Consider the following 16389-nt stretch of genomic DNA (forward strand, 5'->3'; position numbering starts at 1 on the left):
CTCTATGCGGCTTCAGAGACGTAGGGGTTCTGGTTTGCCCCAGAGGTAGCCTTGGCCCAAGGGGAAGCCCAGGTTTCGCAGGTAGGCCAGGGTGGCCTGGTCCTCTATCCCTTCCGCAATGGCCTCCAGCCCCAAGGCTTTGGCCAGGGCCAAGACGGCGGCCACCAGCCGGGCGGCGGGGCCCTGGGGGTTGGGCGGGGCCCCGAGGCGACGGGTGAAGGCCTGGCCCAGCTTGACCCCCTGCACGGGAAGCTCGGCTAGCCGCTCCAGGCTGGAGTAACCCGAGCCGAAGTCGTCCAGGTAGATCCCCACCCCCAGGTGCCGGAGGGCCTCGAGGGCCCGGGTGGCGTCGCGCCCCCGCTCGTCGGGGATCAGGGAGCTTTCGGTCACCTCCAGGACCAGGCGGTCTGGGGGGCAGCCGGTTTCCTCCAGGACCTCCGCCACCCGGAAGGCGTAGGTGGGGTCCAGAAGCTCCTGGGGGCTGACGTTCACATGCACCCTGAGGCCGTGGCGGCGTTGCTCCTCGCCGGCGTGGCGGAGGACCCACTGCCCCAGCTGGCCCATGAGCCGGTGCCTTTCCGCCAGGGGGACGAGCTCGGAAGGGGGAGCCAGGCGCCAGCGGAGCAGGGCCTCCAGGGCCACGCTTCTGCCCGTGGCCAGGTCCACGATGGGCTGGTAGACCAGCCAGAGGCCTTCGCCCCCTTCCAAGTCCTCCCGCAAGGCTTCCAGGAGATGGATTTCCCGGCGTAGGGCCTCCTGGAGGTGGGGCTCAAAGAAGGCCAGGCGGTCCTTGCCTTCCCCCTTGGCCCGGTACAGGGCCAGGTCGGCCCGTTGCAGGAGCTCGCCGGGGGAAAGCCCCGGCTCCCCTAAGGCGATGCCCACCGAGGTGGAGAGGTGGTAGACCCGCTCTCCCACGGGGCAAGGCAGGCGGGCCACTTCCAAAAGCCTTTCGGCTACGGCGACGGCCTCCTTGGCCTCCCTGAGGCCGGTGAGGAGCACCAGGAACTCGTCTCCCCCCTGCCGGGCCACCAGGTCCCGGGGGCGGAGGGCGGCCCGGAAGCGAGCGGCCATGACCCGGATCACCTCGTCCCCGGCGGCGTGACCTTCCAGGTCGTTCACCAGCTTGAGCCCGTCCAGGTCCAGGTACAAGACCGCCAGGTTACGCCCCTCTTCCCGGAGGGCTTGGGCAAGCTTTTCCAGGAAGAAGAGGCGGTTGGGAAGGCCGGTGAGGGGGTCGTGGTAGGCCAGGTGCTGGAGCCTCCCCTCCAGCTCCAGCCTGCGGAGGAGTAGGCCCAGTTGGCTGGCGAAGGCCTGGGCCAGCTCCAGGTCCAAGGGGGTAAAGGCGTCCTCCCGCTCAAAGTTGTCCAAGTATAAAAAGGCCTTCCGCTCCCCGGCCAGGTACACGGGCACCGAGAGGATGGCCTGGATCTCCTTCACCCTCCCCGCTTCCTCCATGACCCGCCGCCTCTTCTCGTCCAGCCGGGCGTTGAAGCGCTCCAGGTCCTTCCGGGTAAATACCTGGGCTTCGCTGTGCCCGGTGAGAGAAAGGGGCTCTTCGGGGCGCAGGCGCACCTGGCGCAGGGCCTCGAGGTCGTACCCTTTGGCCGCCACAAAGTGGTAGCAACCGTCTTCCATCAGCACGGTGACGCTGCCCGCCTGGGCGGCGGGGATGGTGTCCAGGGCGGCCTCGAGGATGAGCCCAAAGATGGAGTCGGAAAGCCCCTCGGCCATGAGGGTTTCGTAGACCCTCAGGAGGTTTTTGCGGAAGGCGCTCCAGCGGTTTTCCCGCGCCTGGGCCTCCTCCCTTTCCGTCACGTCCAGCCCCAGGGCCAGGACCTCCAGCACCCCCTGTCCGGGTCCGGGCACGGCCAGGAGGTGCCACTCCACCACCTCCTTTTCCCGGAGGATGTGGAGGCGGGGCCGGCCGGGTTGGGCTAGGGCTTCGGCCACGGGGAGGCTGAGCCCCTGGGGGAAAGCGGCCCGCAGGGCAGGGTTGGCATAGCGGAGGTGGCCTTCCTTGTCCAGCCGGGCCACATAAAGAGGGGAGGCTTCCAACAGGCCCTGGAGCCATCGGTTTCGTTCCCAAAGCTCCAGGGTGCGGGCTAAGGCCTCGGCCACGGCCCGGAGAAAGGCTTCCTCCTCCCCGCTGAAGCGCCTTTCCCGCTGGCAGTCGTCCACCCCCAGGAAGCCCCAAAGCTGGCCCTCCACCCCGATGGGCACCACCAAAAGGCTCTGGATCTCCTGGGCCTCCAGGAGGGGTTTTTCCTCCTCAGGGAAAGAGGCCACGGGCCCCGCCACCGCCTGGTCCTTCAGGAAGCGCTCCAGCCAGCGCCCGTAGCCCGCTTCCCGGAGGGGCAGGTTCTGCAGGGCGGGGTTCTGGATCTGGGGGCTGGTGCCGGGGCCCGCCCACTCGGCCAGCTGGCTGGCGTACCAGACGCCGTGGCGCTCCTCGAGGCGGAAGAGGTAGGCGCGGTGCGTGGAAAGGGCCAGGGCCACCTGTTCCAGCGCATCCCCAAGCCCCTCGAGCCCCCGGCGGAGCAGGGGGAAAAGGGCTTGCGAGAGGGCTAGACCCCAGTTGCCCTTCATGGCTAGGCCCGCTCCAGTATACCCCTTTCTGGCAAGGGTTCAAGCGGCCACCACCTGTCCCCGCGCCTTGGCCTCGTACATGCGGGTATCGGCGGCGGAGAGGAGGGCATCTGGGCTGGTTCCATCTTCTGGGTAGGTGGCCACCCCGATGTTCACCCCCAGGCAGAGCCCTTCAAAGCAGAGATCCTGGATGGCCTGGGCGTAGCGGAAGGCGGCGGCAATGGCCCCGTTTTTGGGGGTGTGGGGAAAAAGGGCGGCGAACTCGTCCCCGCCCCAGCGGAAGAGGCGGTCCCCATTGCGCCGTTCCCTTCCAAGGGCTTTGGCCACCTGGATCAAGGCTAGGTCGCCCACCGCGTGGCCCAGGCGGTCGTTCACCTGCTTAAAGCCCTTTAGGTCCAAGACCGCCAGGGAAAGCGGGTAGCCGTAGCGCTCGGCCCGCTTTAGCTCCTCTTGGAAGAAGCGGTCAAAGGCCCGGCGGTTGGCCAGCCCCGTGAGGGGGTCGGTGAGGGCGGCTTCCTCCAAGAGGTGGCGGGTGCGCGCCTCGTGGAGCAAGGTGGCGAGGGGGGCGGCGAAGAAGCGGGCGGCCTCCAGGGAGTCTTCCCCGAAGGCCCTTGGGTCGTGCAGGTTGTCCAGGTTGAGGTAGGCCAGGACCTCACCTTTGTAAGGGATGGGCAGGCACAGGTTGGCCTGGATCTCCCGGGCCCGGCCTGCTTGGTCAATGACCTCTTCCGGAGCTGTCTGATGGCTGATCTCTACGATAGGGCGTTCTTCCACGCTCATGGTACGGGGCTCTCCAAGGAGCGCCCTTTCCAGCGGGTGACCGTACCAAAGGAGCATGGCCTCGGGGGTGAAGCGAATGGCTTGTAGCCCTTCCAGATCATAGCCCACCGCTGCCTTGAAGCGGTAGGCGCCCTCCTCCAGCACCAAGAGGCTTCCCGCTTCCGCCCCGGGCACCTGACGGATGGCCTCCTCCAAAAGGGGCTGGTAGAGGTCCTCAGGGGGCCTTTGCAGGAGGTTAAGGAAGAGCCCGTTCACCGCCTGGTGGCGGTGCTTTTCCGTAAGCCGCTCCAAGCCAAGGCCCAGGGTGCGGCTAAAAAGGAGGAGAAGCTCCACCTCCGCCTTGCGCCAAAGCCGCTCCTCTTTTTGCCCCAGGACCAGCACCCTTCGGCTCCGGGGCGCGCCTGGGGAGAGCACGGGCAAAGCGGCGAAGGTGCGCCAGCCCAGGGCCTTGAGGGCGGGCACCACCCGGTTCTCCTCCGCATAGCGGGCGGTGAACACCGGGCTTTGGGTCTCGTACACCTGCCAGGCCAGGCCCACGCCGTAGGGCAGGCCCTCCTTCAGCACCTGGAGGAGGGAGGGCTCCTCCACCCCCTGGTAGGCCAAGGCTTCCATGCGCCCACCCCGCGCCTCCCAAAGGGTGCCCGAGGGTAGCCCCAAGGAGCCGAGGAGAAGGGCCAAGGCCTTGGCCCCCGCCTCCTCCAGGGTAGCAGCGCTTTGCAGGCGTTCCGAGAGTTCAGCGATGAGCCTGCGCTCCTCCAGGTCGGCCAGGCGGGAGAGCTGCAGGCTCACCGCCTGGGCGAAGCGGAAAAGCCCCTCCACCTCCTCGGGGGGGAAGGGCCGGTTCCGCTCCAGGTTGAGCACGGCCACCACCTCGCCCCTTTCCTCGAGGGGCAGGGCCAGCTCTGCCAGGGTCTTCAGGCCCGGGGCCGGGATGTAGCCGGGCTCCTGGCCCACGTCGGGCACATACACGGGGCGCCCTTCCCGGAAGGCCCGGCCCATCACCCCGCTGGCGGGCACCTCCTTAAGGGAAAGGGGAGGGGTGCTTTCCAGGAGGCGGAAGCCTTGGGTGGTGGGCACCCAGACCCCCACGTGCCCCCCTTCCCCTAAGGCCGCTAGGCGTTCGGGAAGGGTTCGGAGGAGGGTTTCCCGGTCTGGGGCTTGCGGAAGGGCCTCGAGGGCCTCGGCCAGGAGCCTTTGGCTTCGGGCCAGCGCCTTGGCCCGGCGGTGAGCCCGCCGGAGGCTTTCCCCGATCCCGTGGGCCAGCCAGGCGGAAAGGAGGAGGAGGGCTAACGCCATGAGGCTAAAGCCGGGAAAGAGGAGGAGAAGCCCGGTGGAAAGGAAAGCCGCCAACAACCCCCAAGGGAACCCGTACATGCTGGCGGTGGCGGCGGTGAAGATCATGAACCAGGGGAGGATGTAGGGGTCGCTGTAACCCAGTCCCCCTGCCAAAAGGCCTAGAAGGATAGAACCCAGGGCAATCAGGGGATAGGGCAGGGGCATGTTTGGTTCATCCTAAGGGGTACTCCACCCCTTTGCCTAGGGGGTGGGGGCGAGGGCCAGGTAGCCCTGGGCCTTCTCCGCCGCCCTCTGCCCCGAGCGCACCACCTCGGGGAGGCCCACCCCTTGGAGGTAGTTCCCCGCCAGGAAGAGCCCAGGGGCCTTGAGGAGGGCCATCTCCAGCCGCTCGATGCGCTCCACATGCCCCACCCGGTAGGCGGGCATGCCCTCGGGGAAGCGGAAGACCCAGGTGCGCTCGGGCCGGACTTCCTTCCCCAGGAAGCGGCGAAGCTCCTCCAGGGCCACCCGGGCCAGCTCGGCCTCGGAAAGCCGGGCGGGCTCCCCGGAGAAGTACACCCGCACCAGGGACCAGCCCTCTGGGGCCCTGCCTGGCCACTTCTGGTGGGTCCAGGTGAAGCCCCGGGCGCGGTACCCTTCCCCTTTGGCGATGAGGAGCCCGTGCCCCGCCACGGGGAGCTCCTCGGCGAAGGCCAGGCTCACCGTGGCCGCGGGGGTGTGGGGGATGCCCTTGAGGAGGGCCGTGGCCTCGGGAAGGAAGGGCCTGAGGAGGGCCGCCGCCTGGGGGGCGGGGGTGGCCAGAACCACCGCCTCGGCCTCCAGGACGCCTCTTGGGGTGTGGAGGCGGTAACCGCCCTTCAGGGCCTCCAGGCCCAGGACCGGGGTGGCGAGAAGGGCCTTTTCCTGCACCTCCTCGGCCAGCTTGCGGGTGAGGGCGGAAAGGCCCTCTTGGAAGGAGAAGAAAAGGCTTCCCCCCTCGCGGCTCCCCCGGGCCCTTCGGGCCCGCATGGCCCCCAGGAGGAGGCTCCGGTGTTTCCGCTCCAGCTCCAGGAGTTGGGGAAAGGCCGCCCGCATGGAAAGCTCCTCGGGCTCCCCCCCGTAGATGCCCCCCGCCAAGGGGGCCACCAGGGCGTTGAAGACCTCGAGGCCAAGCCGCCTTTCCACGAACTCCCTTAGGCTTTCGTCCTCCTTGCCGCCGCGGGGCAGGAGGAGGTCGTAGAGGGCGCGGAGCTTGCCGGAAAGGGAGAGGAGAGGGGTGCGGGCAAGGCCCTTAAGGTCGCCGGGCACGATCTGCAAAAGCCCTTCCGGAAGGGGGTGGGCCTTGCCCTTGCGCAGGATGTAGGCGGCGGGCTTGGCGGGAAGGGTGCCGATGGGCTCGAGGCCGAAGCGCTCCCCTAGCTCCAGCACCTCCTTCTTGTAGCGCACGCTGGCGTCGGGGCCTCCCTCCACCAAAAAGCCCTCCTGGCGGTGGGTGCGCACCTTCCCCCCGAGCCTGGAGCTCCCCTCCAAGAGGAGGAAGTCCACCCCGGCGTCCTTCAGGGCAAGGGCGGCGGCAAGCCCCGCCCAGCCCCCGCCCACCACAACTACCTGAGCCACGCCGCCTCCACCAGGTCCTTCAGGACGTGGATGTAGTCCAAGTCGGCGTTGAGGCTCCGGGCTCGGATGAGCCTTAGTCCCACCTCCTGGGCGGTGGCCTGGGCCTCGAGGTCCAGGTCGAAAAACACCTCCAGGTGGTCGGCGGGGAAGCCCACCGCCTGGACCACTACCTCCTCGTGGCCTTCCTCCTTCAAGGCCCGGAGGTGCTCGTTGATGTCGGGGCCCAGCCAGGGCTCAGGGGTCCTTCCCGCCGACTGGTAGGCCACGCTAAAGCGGGGGAGGGAGAGCTTCTTAGCGATGAGCTCCGCCGTCCTCTCCACTTGGCGTGGGTAGGGGTCGCCTCGTTCCACCGCCGAGACAGGGATGGAGTGGGCGGTGAAGACGTAGGCCGCCCGCTTGGGGTCCCGCAACCGCCAGATGGCCTCCTCCAGCCTGCGGGCGTAGGCGGCGATGAGGCCGGGATGGGCCTCGTAGCTTTCCACCCAGACCATCTCGATGGGCTCGGGTAGGGCCTTTAGGGCGGCTTCCACCTTCTCCTGGTACTCGGCCACGCTCCTTAAGGAGTAATGGGGAGCGGCCACGATGGCCACCGCCCGCCTCACCCCATCCTCGTGCATGGCCGCAATGGCCTCCCCAATGGAGGGGTGCCAGTGCTTGGTGCCCACGTAGACCCTGGCTGGGCCCTGGGGGGTGCGGGGGCCGAAGGGGCCCAGGAGGCGCTTGGGGTAGGCGGGGGCCTCGAGGTTCAAAAGCGCCTGGAGCCTTATGGCCTGGGCCAGGGTGATCTCGTTCAAGGGGCTTTTGCCGATGGCGGCGTAGCGCTCGGTGAGCTCGCGGAGGAGCTCTTCCGGGGGCCTTTTCCCCCGGCGGATGTCCGTGTAGTAGGGCTCGATCTCCTCCGGGGTGTAGGGGGTGCCGTAGGCCATGAGAAGCACGTTCATGCCGCTTCCTCCTTCAGCAGTTCTACCACGTACCGCACGTTCTCCACCGGGGTCTTGGGCAGGATGCCGTGGCCTAGGTTGAAGATGTGCCCCGGCTTACCAGCGTTTTCCTCCAGGATCCGCCGCACCTCCCGCCGGATCACCTCCTTGGGGGCGAAGAGGAGGGCGGGGTCCAGGTTGCCCTGGACCGGGGTAGCCCCCAGCGCCTCCCGGGCCCAGGGGAGGGGGGTGTGGTGGTCCAGGCCGATCACATCCCCCCCGGCCTCCGCCATGTCCTTGAGGAGGCCCATGGTGCCCACGCCGAAGTGGATGACGGGCACCCCTAAGGGCTTTAGCTCCTGGAAGAGCCTCGCCATGTGGGGCTTTACGTAGCGGCGGTAGTCGGCTGGGCTTAGGGCCCCCACCCAGGAGTCGAAGACCTGGAGGAGGTCGGCCCCCGCCTCCGCCTGGGCCCGCAGGTAGCGGGCCATGGCCAGGGTGAGCTTCTCCAAAAGCTGGTGCCAGAGGGCCTCCTCCCGGTACATGAAGGCCTTCACCTCCAGGAAGTGGCGGCTTGGCCCTCCTTCGATGAGGTAGCTGGCCAGGGTGAAGGGGGCCCCAGCGAAGCCGATGAGGGGTACCGCAAGCTCCCGCTTCAGGAGGCGGATGGCCTCCAGCACGAAGGGCACCGCCTCCTCCGGCACCAGGGGCCTGAGGGCCTCCACCCCCTTGGCGTCCCGGATGGGGTGGTGGATGACGGGGCCCTTGCCCTCCACCAGGGAGAGGTCCACCCCCATGCCGTACAGGGGGGTGGTGATGTCGGCGAAGAGGATGGCCGCGTCCACCCCCAGCTGGCGCACGGGGAGGAGGGTCACCTGGGCGCAGACCTCGGGGTTCTGCACGATCTCGGGGAGGGTGTAGCGCTTCCTTATCTCCTGGTACTCCTTCTGGTAGCGGCCCGCCTGGCGCATGAACCAGACGGGAGGGCGGGGGGTGGGTTCGCCCCGGGCCGCCCGGAGGATGAGGTCGTTCACGCCCTCCATGCTAGCATGGGGCATGCGCGCCATCTTTTTCGCCCTAGCCTTGGCCTTGAGCCTGGCCCTGGCCCAGGAGGACCCGGTGGTGGCCCAGGTGGGCCCCGAGGCCCTCACCAAGAGCCAGTTCGACCTCCGCTTCGGCCTTTTCGCCAGGAGCGCCCTGCGCCAGCTGGGCTTGCCCGACTCCGAGGAGACCCGGGCGCTTTTGGCCCAGTACCGCGCCCCCTACCTCCAGGCCCTGGCGGAGGAAAAGGCCCTCCTCCGGGTGGCCCGGGCCCAAGGCTTCTGGCCCAAGGAGGAGGCGGTGGAGGCCAAGGTGTGGCAGCTCAAGGAAGCCTTCCCCTCGGAGGAGGCCCTGCTGGCCGCCTTGAAGGAGGCGGGGGTGGAGGACCTGGCCACCTACCGCATCCTGCTGGTTGAGGCCATGGCCCTGGAGGCCCTCGAGGCCCACTACCGGGCCAGGCTCAGCGTCTCCCCCGCGGCCCTGAAGGCCCTTTGGCTTCTTTCCCCCGAGTACCGCCACCCCACCCTCTACTGCGCCCGGCACATCCTTCTGCCCACCCTGGAGGCGGCCAAGGAGGCCCTGGCCCGCCTGGAGAAGGGGGAGGCCTTCGCCGAGGTGGCCAAGGCCCTTTCCCAGGACCCGGGCTCCAGGGAGGCGGGGGGCGACCTGGGGTGCGAGCCCCAGGGCACCTACATCCCCGCCTTTGAAAAGGCCCTCCTCTCCCTGAAGCCGGGGCAGGTGTCGCCCCCCGTGGGCACGGAGTTCGGCTTCCACCTCATCCTGCTGGAGGGGGTGAAGCCCGCGGGCCGCTACCCCCTGGAGGAGGTGCGGGAGGGCCTCGAGGGCCAGGTGAAGGACCTGGCCTGGGAGAAGCTTTTCAAGGCCCTCATCCGGCCCTACCCCATCCGCCTCTTCCCCGAGCGCCTTTAGCCCCATCGTGGCGCAAGCCGCCTCGGCTTCCATAGCTGGGGCAACCCTTAGGCGGGGGTCCTTTTAGGGTAGGGTGAGGAGCAGGGCCTCGTCCCCCACGGGGGCCCGGGCCAGGAGGAGGGCCTCCCCGGGCCCGTAGATCCCGCTTTGCCCCTCGAAGGCGAGGCCCAGGATGCGCCCGTTCAGCATGGGGTTGAGGAGTAGCCGGAGGTGTTCCCGCCCTTTGAGCCTTTCTTGGGCGGAGGCCAGCCAGACCTCCCCCTCCTTGCGCCTCCGGTCCCAGGGCCAGGGGCGGTCCCAGGCGGCGGGGTTGGCGGAGGGCTGCAGGAGGACCTCAGCCCCCAAGGCGTCCAGCCGGGCCAGGTGGCGCTCAAAGAACCCGTCCAGGCAGATGAGGATGCCCACTTTCCCCGCCTGGGTCGCCACCAGGTGGGGGCCGAAGCTACCCCGCCGCAGCCAGCTTTCGGGCGGGGTGAGCTCCATCTTGGGCACCTGGGCCAGGAGGCGGCCTTGGGGGTTGAAGAAGAGGGCCAGGTTCTGGAAAAAGGGGGTGCGGGCGAACCGCCCCCGGGCCAGCTCCTCCTCGTAAGGGGGGGAGAGGAGGGTGCCCGCCAGGAGGTAGGTGCCGAAGGCCCTGGCGGCTTCCGCCATGACCTCCCGGAAGACCCCGTAGGCCCGCCGGGCCCGCCGCCAGGGGGCGAGGGGGCTTCGCAGAAGCTCTCGGGGGTGGAAGTCCCCCTCCAGGTGGAGGAGGAGGGGAAGCCCGAAGAGCTCGGGGAAGGCGGCGAGGCGGGGGGAGGGGGTGCCCTCGAGGGGCCTGAGGAGGGCGAAGACCCGCTCCCGGAAAGCCTCCTCCGTGCGGTAAAACTCTGGCCTTACCTCCGCCTGGACGGCCAAGAAGGTGCGGAAGGGCACCTTTCCAGTCTAATGCCCCTGGGCGAGGTTCTGGGCCACGATGAAGACCCCCATGGCCACCAGGAAAAGGGCGAAGCTCCGCTTCAACCCCTCCTGGGGCAGGCGTACCGCAAGCCTCCCCCCCAGGAAGCTCCCCAGGGTCCCCACCCCCACGAAGAGGAGGGCCACCGTGTAGTTCACGGCCAAGCCCAGCTCTGGCAGGAGGTGCAGGTACTTGTAGAAGCCGGCGAAGGACTTGAGGGCGATGATGAGGAGGCTGGTCCCGATGGCCAGGTGCATGGGAAGCCCCCCGAGGAGGACCAGGGCGGGTACGATCAAAAACCCCCCACCCACCCCCACGAAGCCCGTGAGGGCACCCACGGCAACCCCGTCCAGCACGATCTTCCAGGCCTTGCGCTTCCCCTGGCCTTCAGGGCGGAGGGGGGCGGGCCGGGCCATGAAGTAGGCCGCTAGGAGCATCACCGAGGCAAAGGCCAAAAGCTGCACCTCCCCGGAGACGAAGCGGGAAAGCCAGGCCCCCAGGTAGGTGCCCGCCATGCCCGGCAGGCCGAAGAAGAGGACGTTCCGCCAGTCCACCAGGCCTCGTAGGGCGTAAGGGAGGGCCCCAAAGAGGGCGATGCCCCCCACGATGAGAAGGCTTTCCGCGATGGCCTGCTTGGGGGCTTCCCCCAGCAGGTACACCAGCACGGGCACGGTGAGGATGGACCCCCCCGAGCCCAAAAGCCCCAGGGAAAGCCCGATGAGTAGGGCTCCGAGCAGGGCCAGACTCATCGCTCCACCGGGAACCCCGCCGCCATCCAGGCGTAAGTGCCCCCCTCCAGGTTGTACACCTTCTCCCCGGGGAAGCCCTGGTTCACCAGGAAGTCCGCGGCCACTCCCGAGCGGTTGCCGGAGTTGCAGACCAAAAGAAGGGGTCGGTCCTTGGGTAGTTCGGAGAGCCTATGGGGCAGGGAGGAGAGGGGGATGTTCACCGCTCCGGGTACGTGCCCTTCCGCATACTCCCAGGGCTCACGCACGTCCACCACCAAGGCTTCCTGCAGAAGCTTTTCCGCCTCGTGGGGGCCCACCTCCTGGTACGGGGTGGCGGTGTAGCCCACTTCCACTGGGCTGGTGTCCACGGGGAGCCCGGAGCGGTACCAGCGGACGATGCCCCCCTCGAGGTTGTACACGTTGGCGTAGCCCTGGGCGGTGAGCCAGGCGGCCGCCTGCCAGGAGCGGTTCCCCGTGCGGCAGTAGAGGACCACCGGGCGGTCCTTGGGGATTTCCCCGTAGCGGGCCACGAACTCGGAAAGGGGCACTAGGCCTGCCCCGGGGATCCGGGCCTGGGCGTACTCCTCCACCTCGCGCACATCGATGAACGCCACGCCCTGGTCGTAGAGCTTCTTGGCTTCCTCTGGGCTCAGGTCCTTGACCTCGGCTTCGTACATGTTTCCCTCCTTGGGGTGTTTGGGGAACTGGGGTTTTGCCCCAGTTCCCCCCGCACTACGCTCAGGCGTTTACCAGCTCCTCGCCCTTCTCCACCGGGAAGCCGGCCTCCTGCCAGGTCCTAATTCCCCCGGTGAGGTTCAGGGCGTTTCTGAAGCCGTGGGCCAAGAGGGCGCTGATGGCGGTGCTGGAGCGGTCCCCGCCCACGCAGTGGACGATGAGGGGCCTCTCCTTGGGGAGCTTATCCAGGTGGGCGAGGACGCGGCCGGCATGGATGTTCAGGGCCCCGGGGATGTGCCCGGCCAAGTACTCGTCCCGGCCCCGCACGTCCAGGATCACCGCCTCGCCCCTCTGCCAAAGGGCGTACGCCTCCCGGGCCGTGATCTGGGGTACGGTTTCCAGCTCCCCGTCGGCATATCCCTGCAGGCCTGGGATGTACCCCACCACCTCATCCAGGCCGATGCGGATCAGGGCCCGGGTCAGGGCCTCCACCTCGGAGGGGTGGGCCAGGAGGATGAGGGGGCGGTCATAGGGCAGAAGCCACCCGGCCCAGGTGGAGAAGTTCTTGCCCGCGGGGATGTTGATGGCTCCCCGGATGTGCCCCCCGGCGAAGGCGAACTTGTCCCGGGTGTCCACCAGGATGGCCCCCTTCCGCAGGTACCGGTCAAACTGGGCCTTGGTGAGGCGGCCCGGGTGGGGGATGCCTCCCAGGATGGGCATCCCGTCCCGGTTCAGCCGCTTCATCTCCTTGAAGTAGGTGGGGGCCTCGGGCTGGCCCTGGAGGAGGGCCCGCACGAACCCTTCTTCGTCGTCCCTTTCCAGGTACTCCGCCCACCAAGCGTGCCGGCGCTCGTAGCCCACGGTGGTGGCGGGAAGGGCCCCCAGAGCCTTACCGCAGGCGCTTCCCGCCCCGTGGCCGGGCCAGACCTGCACGTGGTCGGGAAGGGTGAGGAACTTCTCCTTTAGGCTTTGGAACATGCGCCGGGCCCCCGGCACCGCCGTGCCCTTGATGCCGGCGGCTTCCTCCAGGAGGTCGGGGCGGCCGATATCCCCCACGAAGACGAAGTCGCCCGTGAGGAAGAGGAGGGGTTCGTCCGTCACCGCCCCATCCGCCACCAGGAAGGAAAGGTGCTCCGGGGTATGACCTGGGGTGTGCACGGCCTTCACCCGGATATTTCCCACCCTAAACTCGTCCCCGTCCTTAAGGAGGATATGGGAGAACCCTTCCAGGCCCTTGTACTTCCAGTTCTCGTCCCCTTCGTCCGAGAGGTACAGGGTGGCCCCGGTGGCCTTGGCCAGCTCCCGGGCCCCCGAGAGGTAGTCGGCGTGGATATGGGTTTCCGCGATGGCGGTGATGCGCAGGCCCAAGCTCTCGGCCAGCTCCAGGTAGGTGTCCACGTCCCGCTTGGGATCCACCACCAGGGCCTCCCCGGTGGCGGCGCACCCCAGGAGGTAGCTCATTTGGGCCAAGCCTTCCTCGTAGATCTGCCTGAAAACCATGGCTTCACCTCCTGTATGGGACCATTGTCCCCACACCGCCAAAATACCCTATGGGGGTAATAGGTGTCAACGGGGACAACGTTCACGGAGCTCTATCTTTTACGGGAAACATCTGCTATATTCAATAAAGGATGTACCCCTACGGGGGTATCCGGGAGGAAACGATGGCGCTACTGGGACCGAAGGAGCAGGAGATCGTACGCGAGCGGCTTTCCAACCTGGTGCGGGACGTGGAGCTGGTGCTTTTCACCGACACCTCGACGCTGGTGGCTCCGGGTAAGGAGCCCTGCCTGTACTGCAAGGAAACCAAGCAGCTTCTGGAGGAGGTTTCTGCCCTTTCCGATAAGCTTCACCTGGTGGTTTACGACCTGGCCACCCCCGAGGGCAAGGAGAAGGCCAAGGAGTACAAGGTGGAGGCCGCACCCACCCTCATTCTGCGGGAAAAGGGTTCGCAGGCGATTAACCTGCGGTACCGGGGTATCCCGGCGGGCTACGAGTTCGCAAGCCTCCTCGAGGACATCGAGATGCTGGGCCGCGACGGGCACGGTTTGCCGGAGAACGTGGTCCAGGAGCTCAACAACCTTCCCGAGGAGGTGGTGCTCCAGGTCTTTGTCACCCCCACCTGCCCCTACTGCCCCCAGGCGGTGCGCACCGCCCACCGCATGGCCTACGCCTCCCCCAAGATCTGGGGCGAGATGATCGAGGCCAACGAGTTCCCCGAGCTTTCCAACCGCTACCACATCCACGGGGTGCCCGACACCATTGTGAACCACGGCAAGGAGCGAATCTTGGGGGCTCAGCCCCTCTCCCAGTTCCTCCAGGCCATCCGCAAGGCCGTGGGCGTCCAGGCCTAGCCATGACCCGGCGCGCCCTTCTCGCCCTCCTGCCCCTCGTCTTCCTCGCCGCCTGCGGGCCCAAGGGCAGCTACCAGAACGTGGGCCCAGAGGAGCTCTACCGGGCCCTGGAGTCCGGGGCGGTGGTGGTGGACGTGCGCACCCCCCAGGAGTTTGCCGAGGGGCACGTGCCCGGGGCCATTAACCTGCCGGTGGAGAACGTCGCTCAGTGGGCGGATACCCTTCCCAAGGACAAGCCGGTCTACCTCTACTGCCGTAGCGGCAACCGCAGCCGCCAGGCGGCGGAGTACCTGAAGAAAAAGGGCTACACCAACCTCTACAACCTCGAGGGCGGGATCTTGGCCATCCAAAGGGAGGGCTTCCCCCTGGTTCGCTGATGGATGCGGTACAGGTAGGGCCATTGGCCATCCCCTGGGCCAGGTTCCAGGTGTTCCTGGCCCTTTTGGCCATGGTGGCGGTGGCCGAGGTCCTGGCCCGAAGGGTGGACCGAAGGCTTGCTCTGTGGGCCTACAACGCCATCCTTGCGGGTTTTCTTGGGGCCAGAATCGGCTTCGTTCTGGGGAACGCGTACGTTTACGCCCGGGATCCCCTTTCCATCCTTTACGTGTGGCAAGGGGGGTTTGACCCCCTTTGGGGTATCCTGGCTGCGGGAGGGTACACGCTGATGGCATTGCCCAAGAACCTCTGGCGGTATGCCCTGTTCGCCGCTTTGGCGGCGGGCTTGGTCTTTGGGGTCTTCCTGGTGCAAAGACGGGGAGGGGAGGAGGTGCGCCTGCCCTCCCTCACCCTCACCACCCTAGGGGGTACCCCGGTGAACCTGCAGGACTTCCGGGGGAAGCCTTTGGTCCTGAACCTCTGGGCCACCTGGTGCCCTCCTTGCCGGCGGGAGCTACCCATGATGGTGCGCCTGAGCCAGGAAAACCCGGAGGTGCGCTTTGCCTTCGCCAGCCAAGGGGAGGGTCCGGTGGTGGTGCGGAATTTTCTAGAGGAGCAGAGGCTCGCCCCCGAGTGGGTTCTCCTGGACCCGGAAACCCGGCTTTCCCAGGCCCTGAAGACCCAGGGCCTTCCCACCACCTTCTTCTTTGACCGGGAGGGGCGCCTGGTGGCCCGCCACCTGGGGGAGCTTTCCGAAGCCCTTCTTCTTGGTTACCTGAGGGTTTTGCGCTAGCTTCCCGCGGAAAGCAGGGTTTCCTTCTCCCCTACCACCGTCTTCAGGTGCACCGGCCGGCCCCACAGGCGGTAGAGGTTCTCCAACACCGCCTGGGTCTTTTTCAGGTCCAGCTCCACGCCCTCGTAGGCGTGTTCCAGGAGGAGTTCTCCCCGGTTCCCGTGGTTGGCGTCCACCAGTTCCACGATGGGGTAGCCCCCGTTGGTGAGACGGAAGAGGAGGGCCTTCTTGGCCTCGGCGAAGCGGGGCAGGTCCTCGGGGTTGAGGAGCCTTTGCCGGAGGGCGAACTCGGGGGTCAGGAAGGTATCCAGGAAGCTCAGGTCCGTGTGGACGGTGCGCACCTGGAAAAGCTGCTTGAGCCCCAGGCCGGTGGGCCTCTCGTAGGTGAGCCGCTCCCCTAGGGGCAGGGCCTCGTACTCCGGGCCGAACCGCCCCTTATCCCAGCGCTCCTCCACCTCCTTGAGGAGCAGGTAGCCCAGGCGGTAAGGGTTGAAGCCGTGTGGGGCAAGGAGTCCGGCCTGGAGTTCGGCAAACTCCAGGGCTTCCTCCGGGGAGAGAAGGGGGAGGAGGAGGCGGGTGTGCCAGTAGGTGGCCCAGCCCTCGTTGAGGATCTTGGTGGCCGCTTGCGGCACATAGTACAGGCTTTCCTCTCGGATGATCTCCAGGATGCCCTTCTGCCAGGGGGCCAAAGGGGCATACCGGGCCAGGAAGCCCAGGATGTCCCGGGTGGGCCTAGGGGGGAGGGGTTCGGGGCGCCCCCCCTCCTCGGCCTCCTTGGGGGGCTCGGGCGGGGGGTTCACGTAGGGGTCCAGGTAGGGGCGCACCCGCAGGCGCTTGGGGGGTTCGGCCTCCTCCGGTCCCTCCTTCTCCGGCCGCCGGATGTAAGGGGCGTGGGGATCGATGAGGTTTTCTAGGGAGAGGGCCAAATCCAAAAACTCCTCCACGCTCCTCGCCCCGTGCCGCTCCATGGCCTTTTCCACAAAGGCCGCATGGTGCGCCATTTCCTCGTGCATGTCCTTGGGGATGGGCTTAAAGGCCAGGTTGTTCTGGAAGAAGTCGGCGTGGGCAAAGACGTGGGCCATGACCAGCTTCTGGGCGAGGAGGGTGTTGCTCTTGAGGAGGTAGGCCCGGACGGGGTGGGTGTTCACCACCAGCTCGTAGATGCGCCCGAGACCATAGCGGTAGGTTTCCCGGTGGCGCAGGTACTCGCTCCCCCAGCGCCAATGGGGGTAGCGGCGGGGAAAGCCCCCGTAGGCGGCCAGCATGGCCATCTCCTCGGGGCCCACCTCCTCAAAGAGCACGGGGGGGAAGGAAAGCCCTGCCGCCAAGGCCCTTTCCCGCAGGATCTCGGCCCACTGCCTCAGCTCCTTGCGCATCC

At 67.7% G+C, this 16389-nt stretch carries 14 protein-coding genes; 4 read left to right on the forward strand and 10 right to left on the reverse strand.

Annotated features, from left to right (window positions below; all coding sequences use genetic code 11):
* Nucleotides 1-12: 12 nt before the first annotated feature.
* From L1087_RS03850 to hemE, 5 genes are read right to left on the reverse strand one after another with little or no spacing between them, the layout of a single operon-like run.
* Nucleotides 13-2586 (reverse strand): bifunctional diguanylate cyclase/phosphodiesterase, encoded by a 2574-nt coding sequence (locus tag L1087_RS03850; RefSeq protein ID WP_234557706.1) that lies wholly within the window; start codon nucleotides 2584-2586, stop codon nucleotides 13-15.
* Between the two features lie 39 nt (nucleotides 2587-2625).
* Nucleotides 2626-4866: a diguanylate cyclase domain-containing protein gene (locus L1087_RS03855; protein WP_234557707.1), complete on the reverse strand. Its 2241-nt coding sequence runs from the start codon at nucleotides 4864-4866 to the stop codon at nucleotides 2626-2628.
* 36 nt (nucleotides 4867-4902) lie between these two features.
* The gene (hemG, locus tag L1087_RS03860) at nucleotides 4903-6258 is read right to left on the reverse strand and encodes a protoporphyrinogen oxidase (RefSeq protein WP_234557708.1); all 1356 of its coding nucleotides are present in this window, start codon (nucleotides 6256-6258) and stop codon (nucleotides 4903-4905) included.
* The gene (gene hemH, locus L1087_RS03865; RefSeq protein ID WP_234557709.1) at nucleotides 6246-7199 is read right to left on the reverse strand and encodes a ferrochelatase; all 954 of its coding nucleotides are present in this window, start codon (nucleotides 7197-7199) and stop codon (nucleotides 6246-6248) included. The genes hemG and hemH overlap by 13 nt, the downstream gene beginning before the upstream one ends.
* Entirely contained in the window at nucleotides 7196-8221 is a 1026-nt protein-coding gene (gene hemE, locus L1087_RS03870) for a uroporphyrinogen decarboxylase (protein WP_234557833.1), read from the reverse strand. The genes hemH and hemE overlap by 4 nt, the downstream gene beginning before the upstream one ends.
* A 13-nt stretch (nucleotides 8222-8234) precedes the next feature.
* Here hemE and L1087_RS03875 point away from each other — a divergent pair, with 13 nt between their 5' ends.
* Nucleotides 8235-9149: a peptidylprolyl isomerase gene (locus tag L1087_RS03875; protein WP_234557710.1), complete on the forward strand. Its 915-nt coding sequence runs from the start codon at nucleotides 8235-8237 to the stop codon at nucleotides 9147-9149.
* Between the two features lie 63 nt (nucleotides 9150-9212).
* Here L1087_RS03875 and L1087_RS03880 read toward each other — a convergent pair whose 3' ends face one another.
* The 4 genes from L1087_RS03880 to L1087_RS03895 form a co-directional block, all read right to left on the reverse strand.
* A complete protein-coding gene (locus tag L1087_RS03880) occupies nucleotides 9213-10064 on the reverse strand; it encodes a nitrilase-related carbon-nitrogen hydrolase (protein WP_234557711.1) in 852 nt (283 codons plus the stop codon).
* 9 nt (nucleotides 10065-10073) lie between these two features.
* On the reverse strand, nucleotides 10074-10835 hold the full coding sequence (locus L1087_RS03885) for a sulfite exporter TauE/SafE family protein (RefSeq protein WP_038041994.1): 762 nt from the start codon (nucleotides 10833-10835) through the stop codon (nucleotides 10074-10076).
* Nucleotides 10832-11491 carry a rhodanese-like domain-containing protein gene (locus tag L1087_RS03890; protein WP_135343404.1) on the reverse strand — a complete coding sequence of 220 codons (660 nt, stop codon included), beginning with the start codon at nucleotides 11489-11491 and terminating at the stop codon, nucleotides 10832-10834. The genes L1087_RS03885 and L1087_RS03890 overlap by 4 nt, the downstream gene beginning before the upstream one ends.
* A gap of 61 nt (nucleotides 11492-11552) precedes the next feature.
* Nucleotides 11553-12989 carry an MBL fold metallo-hydrolase gene (locus L1087_RS03895; protein WP_234557713.1) on the reverse strand — a complete coding sequence of 479 codons (1437 nt, stop codon included), beginning with the start codon at nucleotides 12987-12989 and terminating at the stop codon, nucleotides 11553-11555.
* Between the two features lie 164 nt (nucleotides 12990-13153).
* On the opposite strand from L1087_RS03895, the gene pdo reads away from it, so the two are divergent.
* From pdo to L1087_RS03910, 3 genes are read left to right on the forward strand one after another with little or no spacing between them, the layout of a single operon-like run.
* Nucleotides 13154-13843, forward strand: coding sequence for a protein disulfide oxidoreductase (gene pdo, locus L1087_RS03900; protein ID WP_234557714.1), 690 nt, complete (start codon nucleotides 13154-13156; stop codon nucleotides 13841-13843).
* 2 nt (nucleotides 13844-13845) lie between these two features.
* The gene (locus tag L1087_RS03905) at nucleotides 13846-14220 is read left to right on the forward strand and encodes a rhodanese-like domain-containing protein (protein ID WP_234557715.1); all 375 of its coding nucleotides are present in this window, start codon (nucleotides 13846-13848) and stop codon (nucleotides 14218-14220) included.
* Nucleotides 14220-15011 (forward strand): TlpA disulfide reductase family protein, encoded by a 792-nt coding sequence (locus L1087_RS03910; RefSeq protein WP_234557716.1) that lies wholly within the window; start codon nucleotides 14220-14222, stop codon nucleotides 15009-15011. Before L1087_RS03905 ends, L1087_RS03910 begins: the two co-directional genes overlap by 1 nt.
* Here the strand turns inward: L1087_RS03910 and L1087_RS03915 are convergent.
* Entirely contained in the window at nucleotides 15008-16387 is a 1380-nt protein-coding gene (locus tag L1087_RS03915; protein WP_234557717.1) for a SpoVR family protein, read from the reverse strand. The genes L1087_RS03910 and L1087_RS03915 overlap by 4 nt on opposite strands.
* Between the last annotated feature and the right edge of the window lie 2 nt (nucleotides 16388-16389).

Source organism: Thermus tengchongensis (genome assembly GCF_021462405.1).
In the GTDB taxonomy this organism is placed as follows: domain Bacteria; phylum Deinococcota; class Deinococci; order Deinococcales; family Thermaceae; genus Thermus; species Thermus tengchongensis.

What these genes read in the sequence shown, in the direction of transcription:
- L1087_RS03850 (WP_234557706.1), bottom strand. Translation starts at nt 2,586, where the DNA reads ATGAAGGGCAACTGGGGTCTAGCCCTCTCGCAAGCCCTTTTCCCCCTG.
- L1087_RS03915 (WP_234557717.1), bottom strand. Translation starts at nt 16,387, where the DNA reads ATGCGCAAGGAGCTGAGGCAGTGGGCCGAGATCCTGCGGGAAAGGGCC.
- hemH (WP_234557709.1), bottom strand. Translation starts at nt 7,199, where the DNA reads ATGAACGTGCTTCTCATGGCCTACGGCACCCCCTACACCCCGGAGGAG.
- hemE (WP_234557833.1), bottom strand. Translation starts at nt 8,221, where the DNA reads ATGGAGGGCGTGAACGACCTCATCCTCCGGGCGGCCCGGGGCGAACCC.
- L1087_RS03905 (WP_234557715.1), top strand. Translation starts at nt 13,846, where the DNA reads ATGACCCGGCGCGCCCTTCTCGCCCTCCTGCCCCTCGTCTTCCTCGCC.
- pdo (WP_234557714.1), top strand. Translation starts at nt 13,154, where the DNA reads ATGGCGCTACTGGGACCGAAGGAGCAGGAGATCGTACGCGAGCGGCTT.
- L1087_RS03875 (WP_234557710.1), top strand. Translation starts at nt 8,235, where the DNA reads ATGCGCGCCATCTTTTTCGCCCTAGCCTTGGCCTTGAGCCTGGCCCTG.
- L1087_RS03890 (WP_135343404.1), bottom strand. Translation starts at nt 11,491, where the DNA reads ATGTACGAAGCCGAGGTCAAGGACCTGAGCCCAGAGGAAGCCAAGAAG.
- L1087_RS03855 (WP_234557707.1), bottom strand. Translation starts at nt 4,866, where the DNA reads ATGCCCCTGCCCTATCCCCTGATTGCCCTGGGTTCTATCCTTCTAGGC.
- L1087_RS03910 (WP_234557716.1), top strand. Translation starts at nt 14,220, where the DNA reads ATGGATGCGGTACAGGTAGGGCCATTGGCCATCCCCTGGGCCAGGTTC.
- L1087_RS03885 (WP_038041994.1), bottom strand. Translation starts at nt 10,835, where the DNA reads ATGAGTCTGGCCCTGCTCGGAGCCCTACTCATCGGGCTTTCCCTGGGG.
- L1087_RS03895 (WP_234557713.1), bottom strand. Translation starts at nt 12,989, where the DNA reads ATGGTTTTCAGGCAGATCTACGAGGAAGGCTTGGCCCAAATGAGCTAC.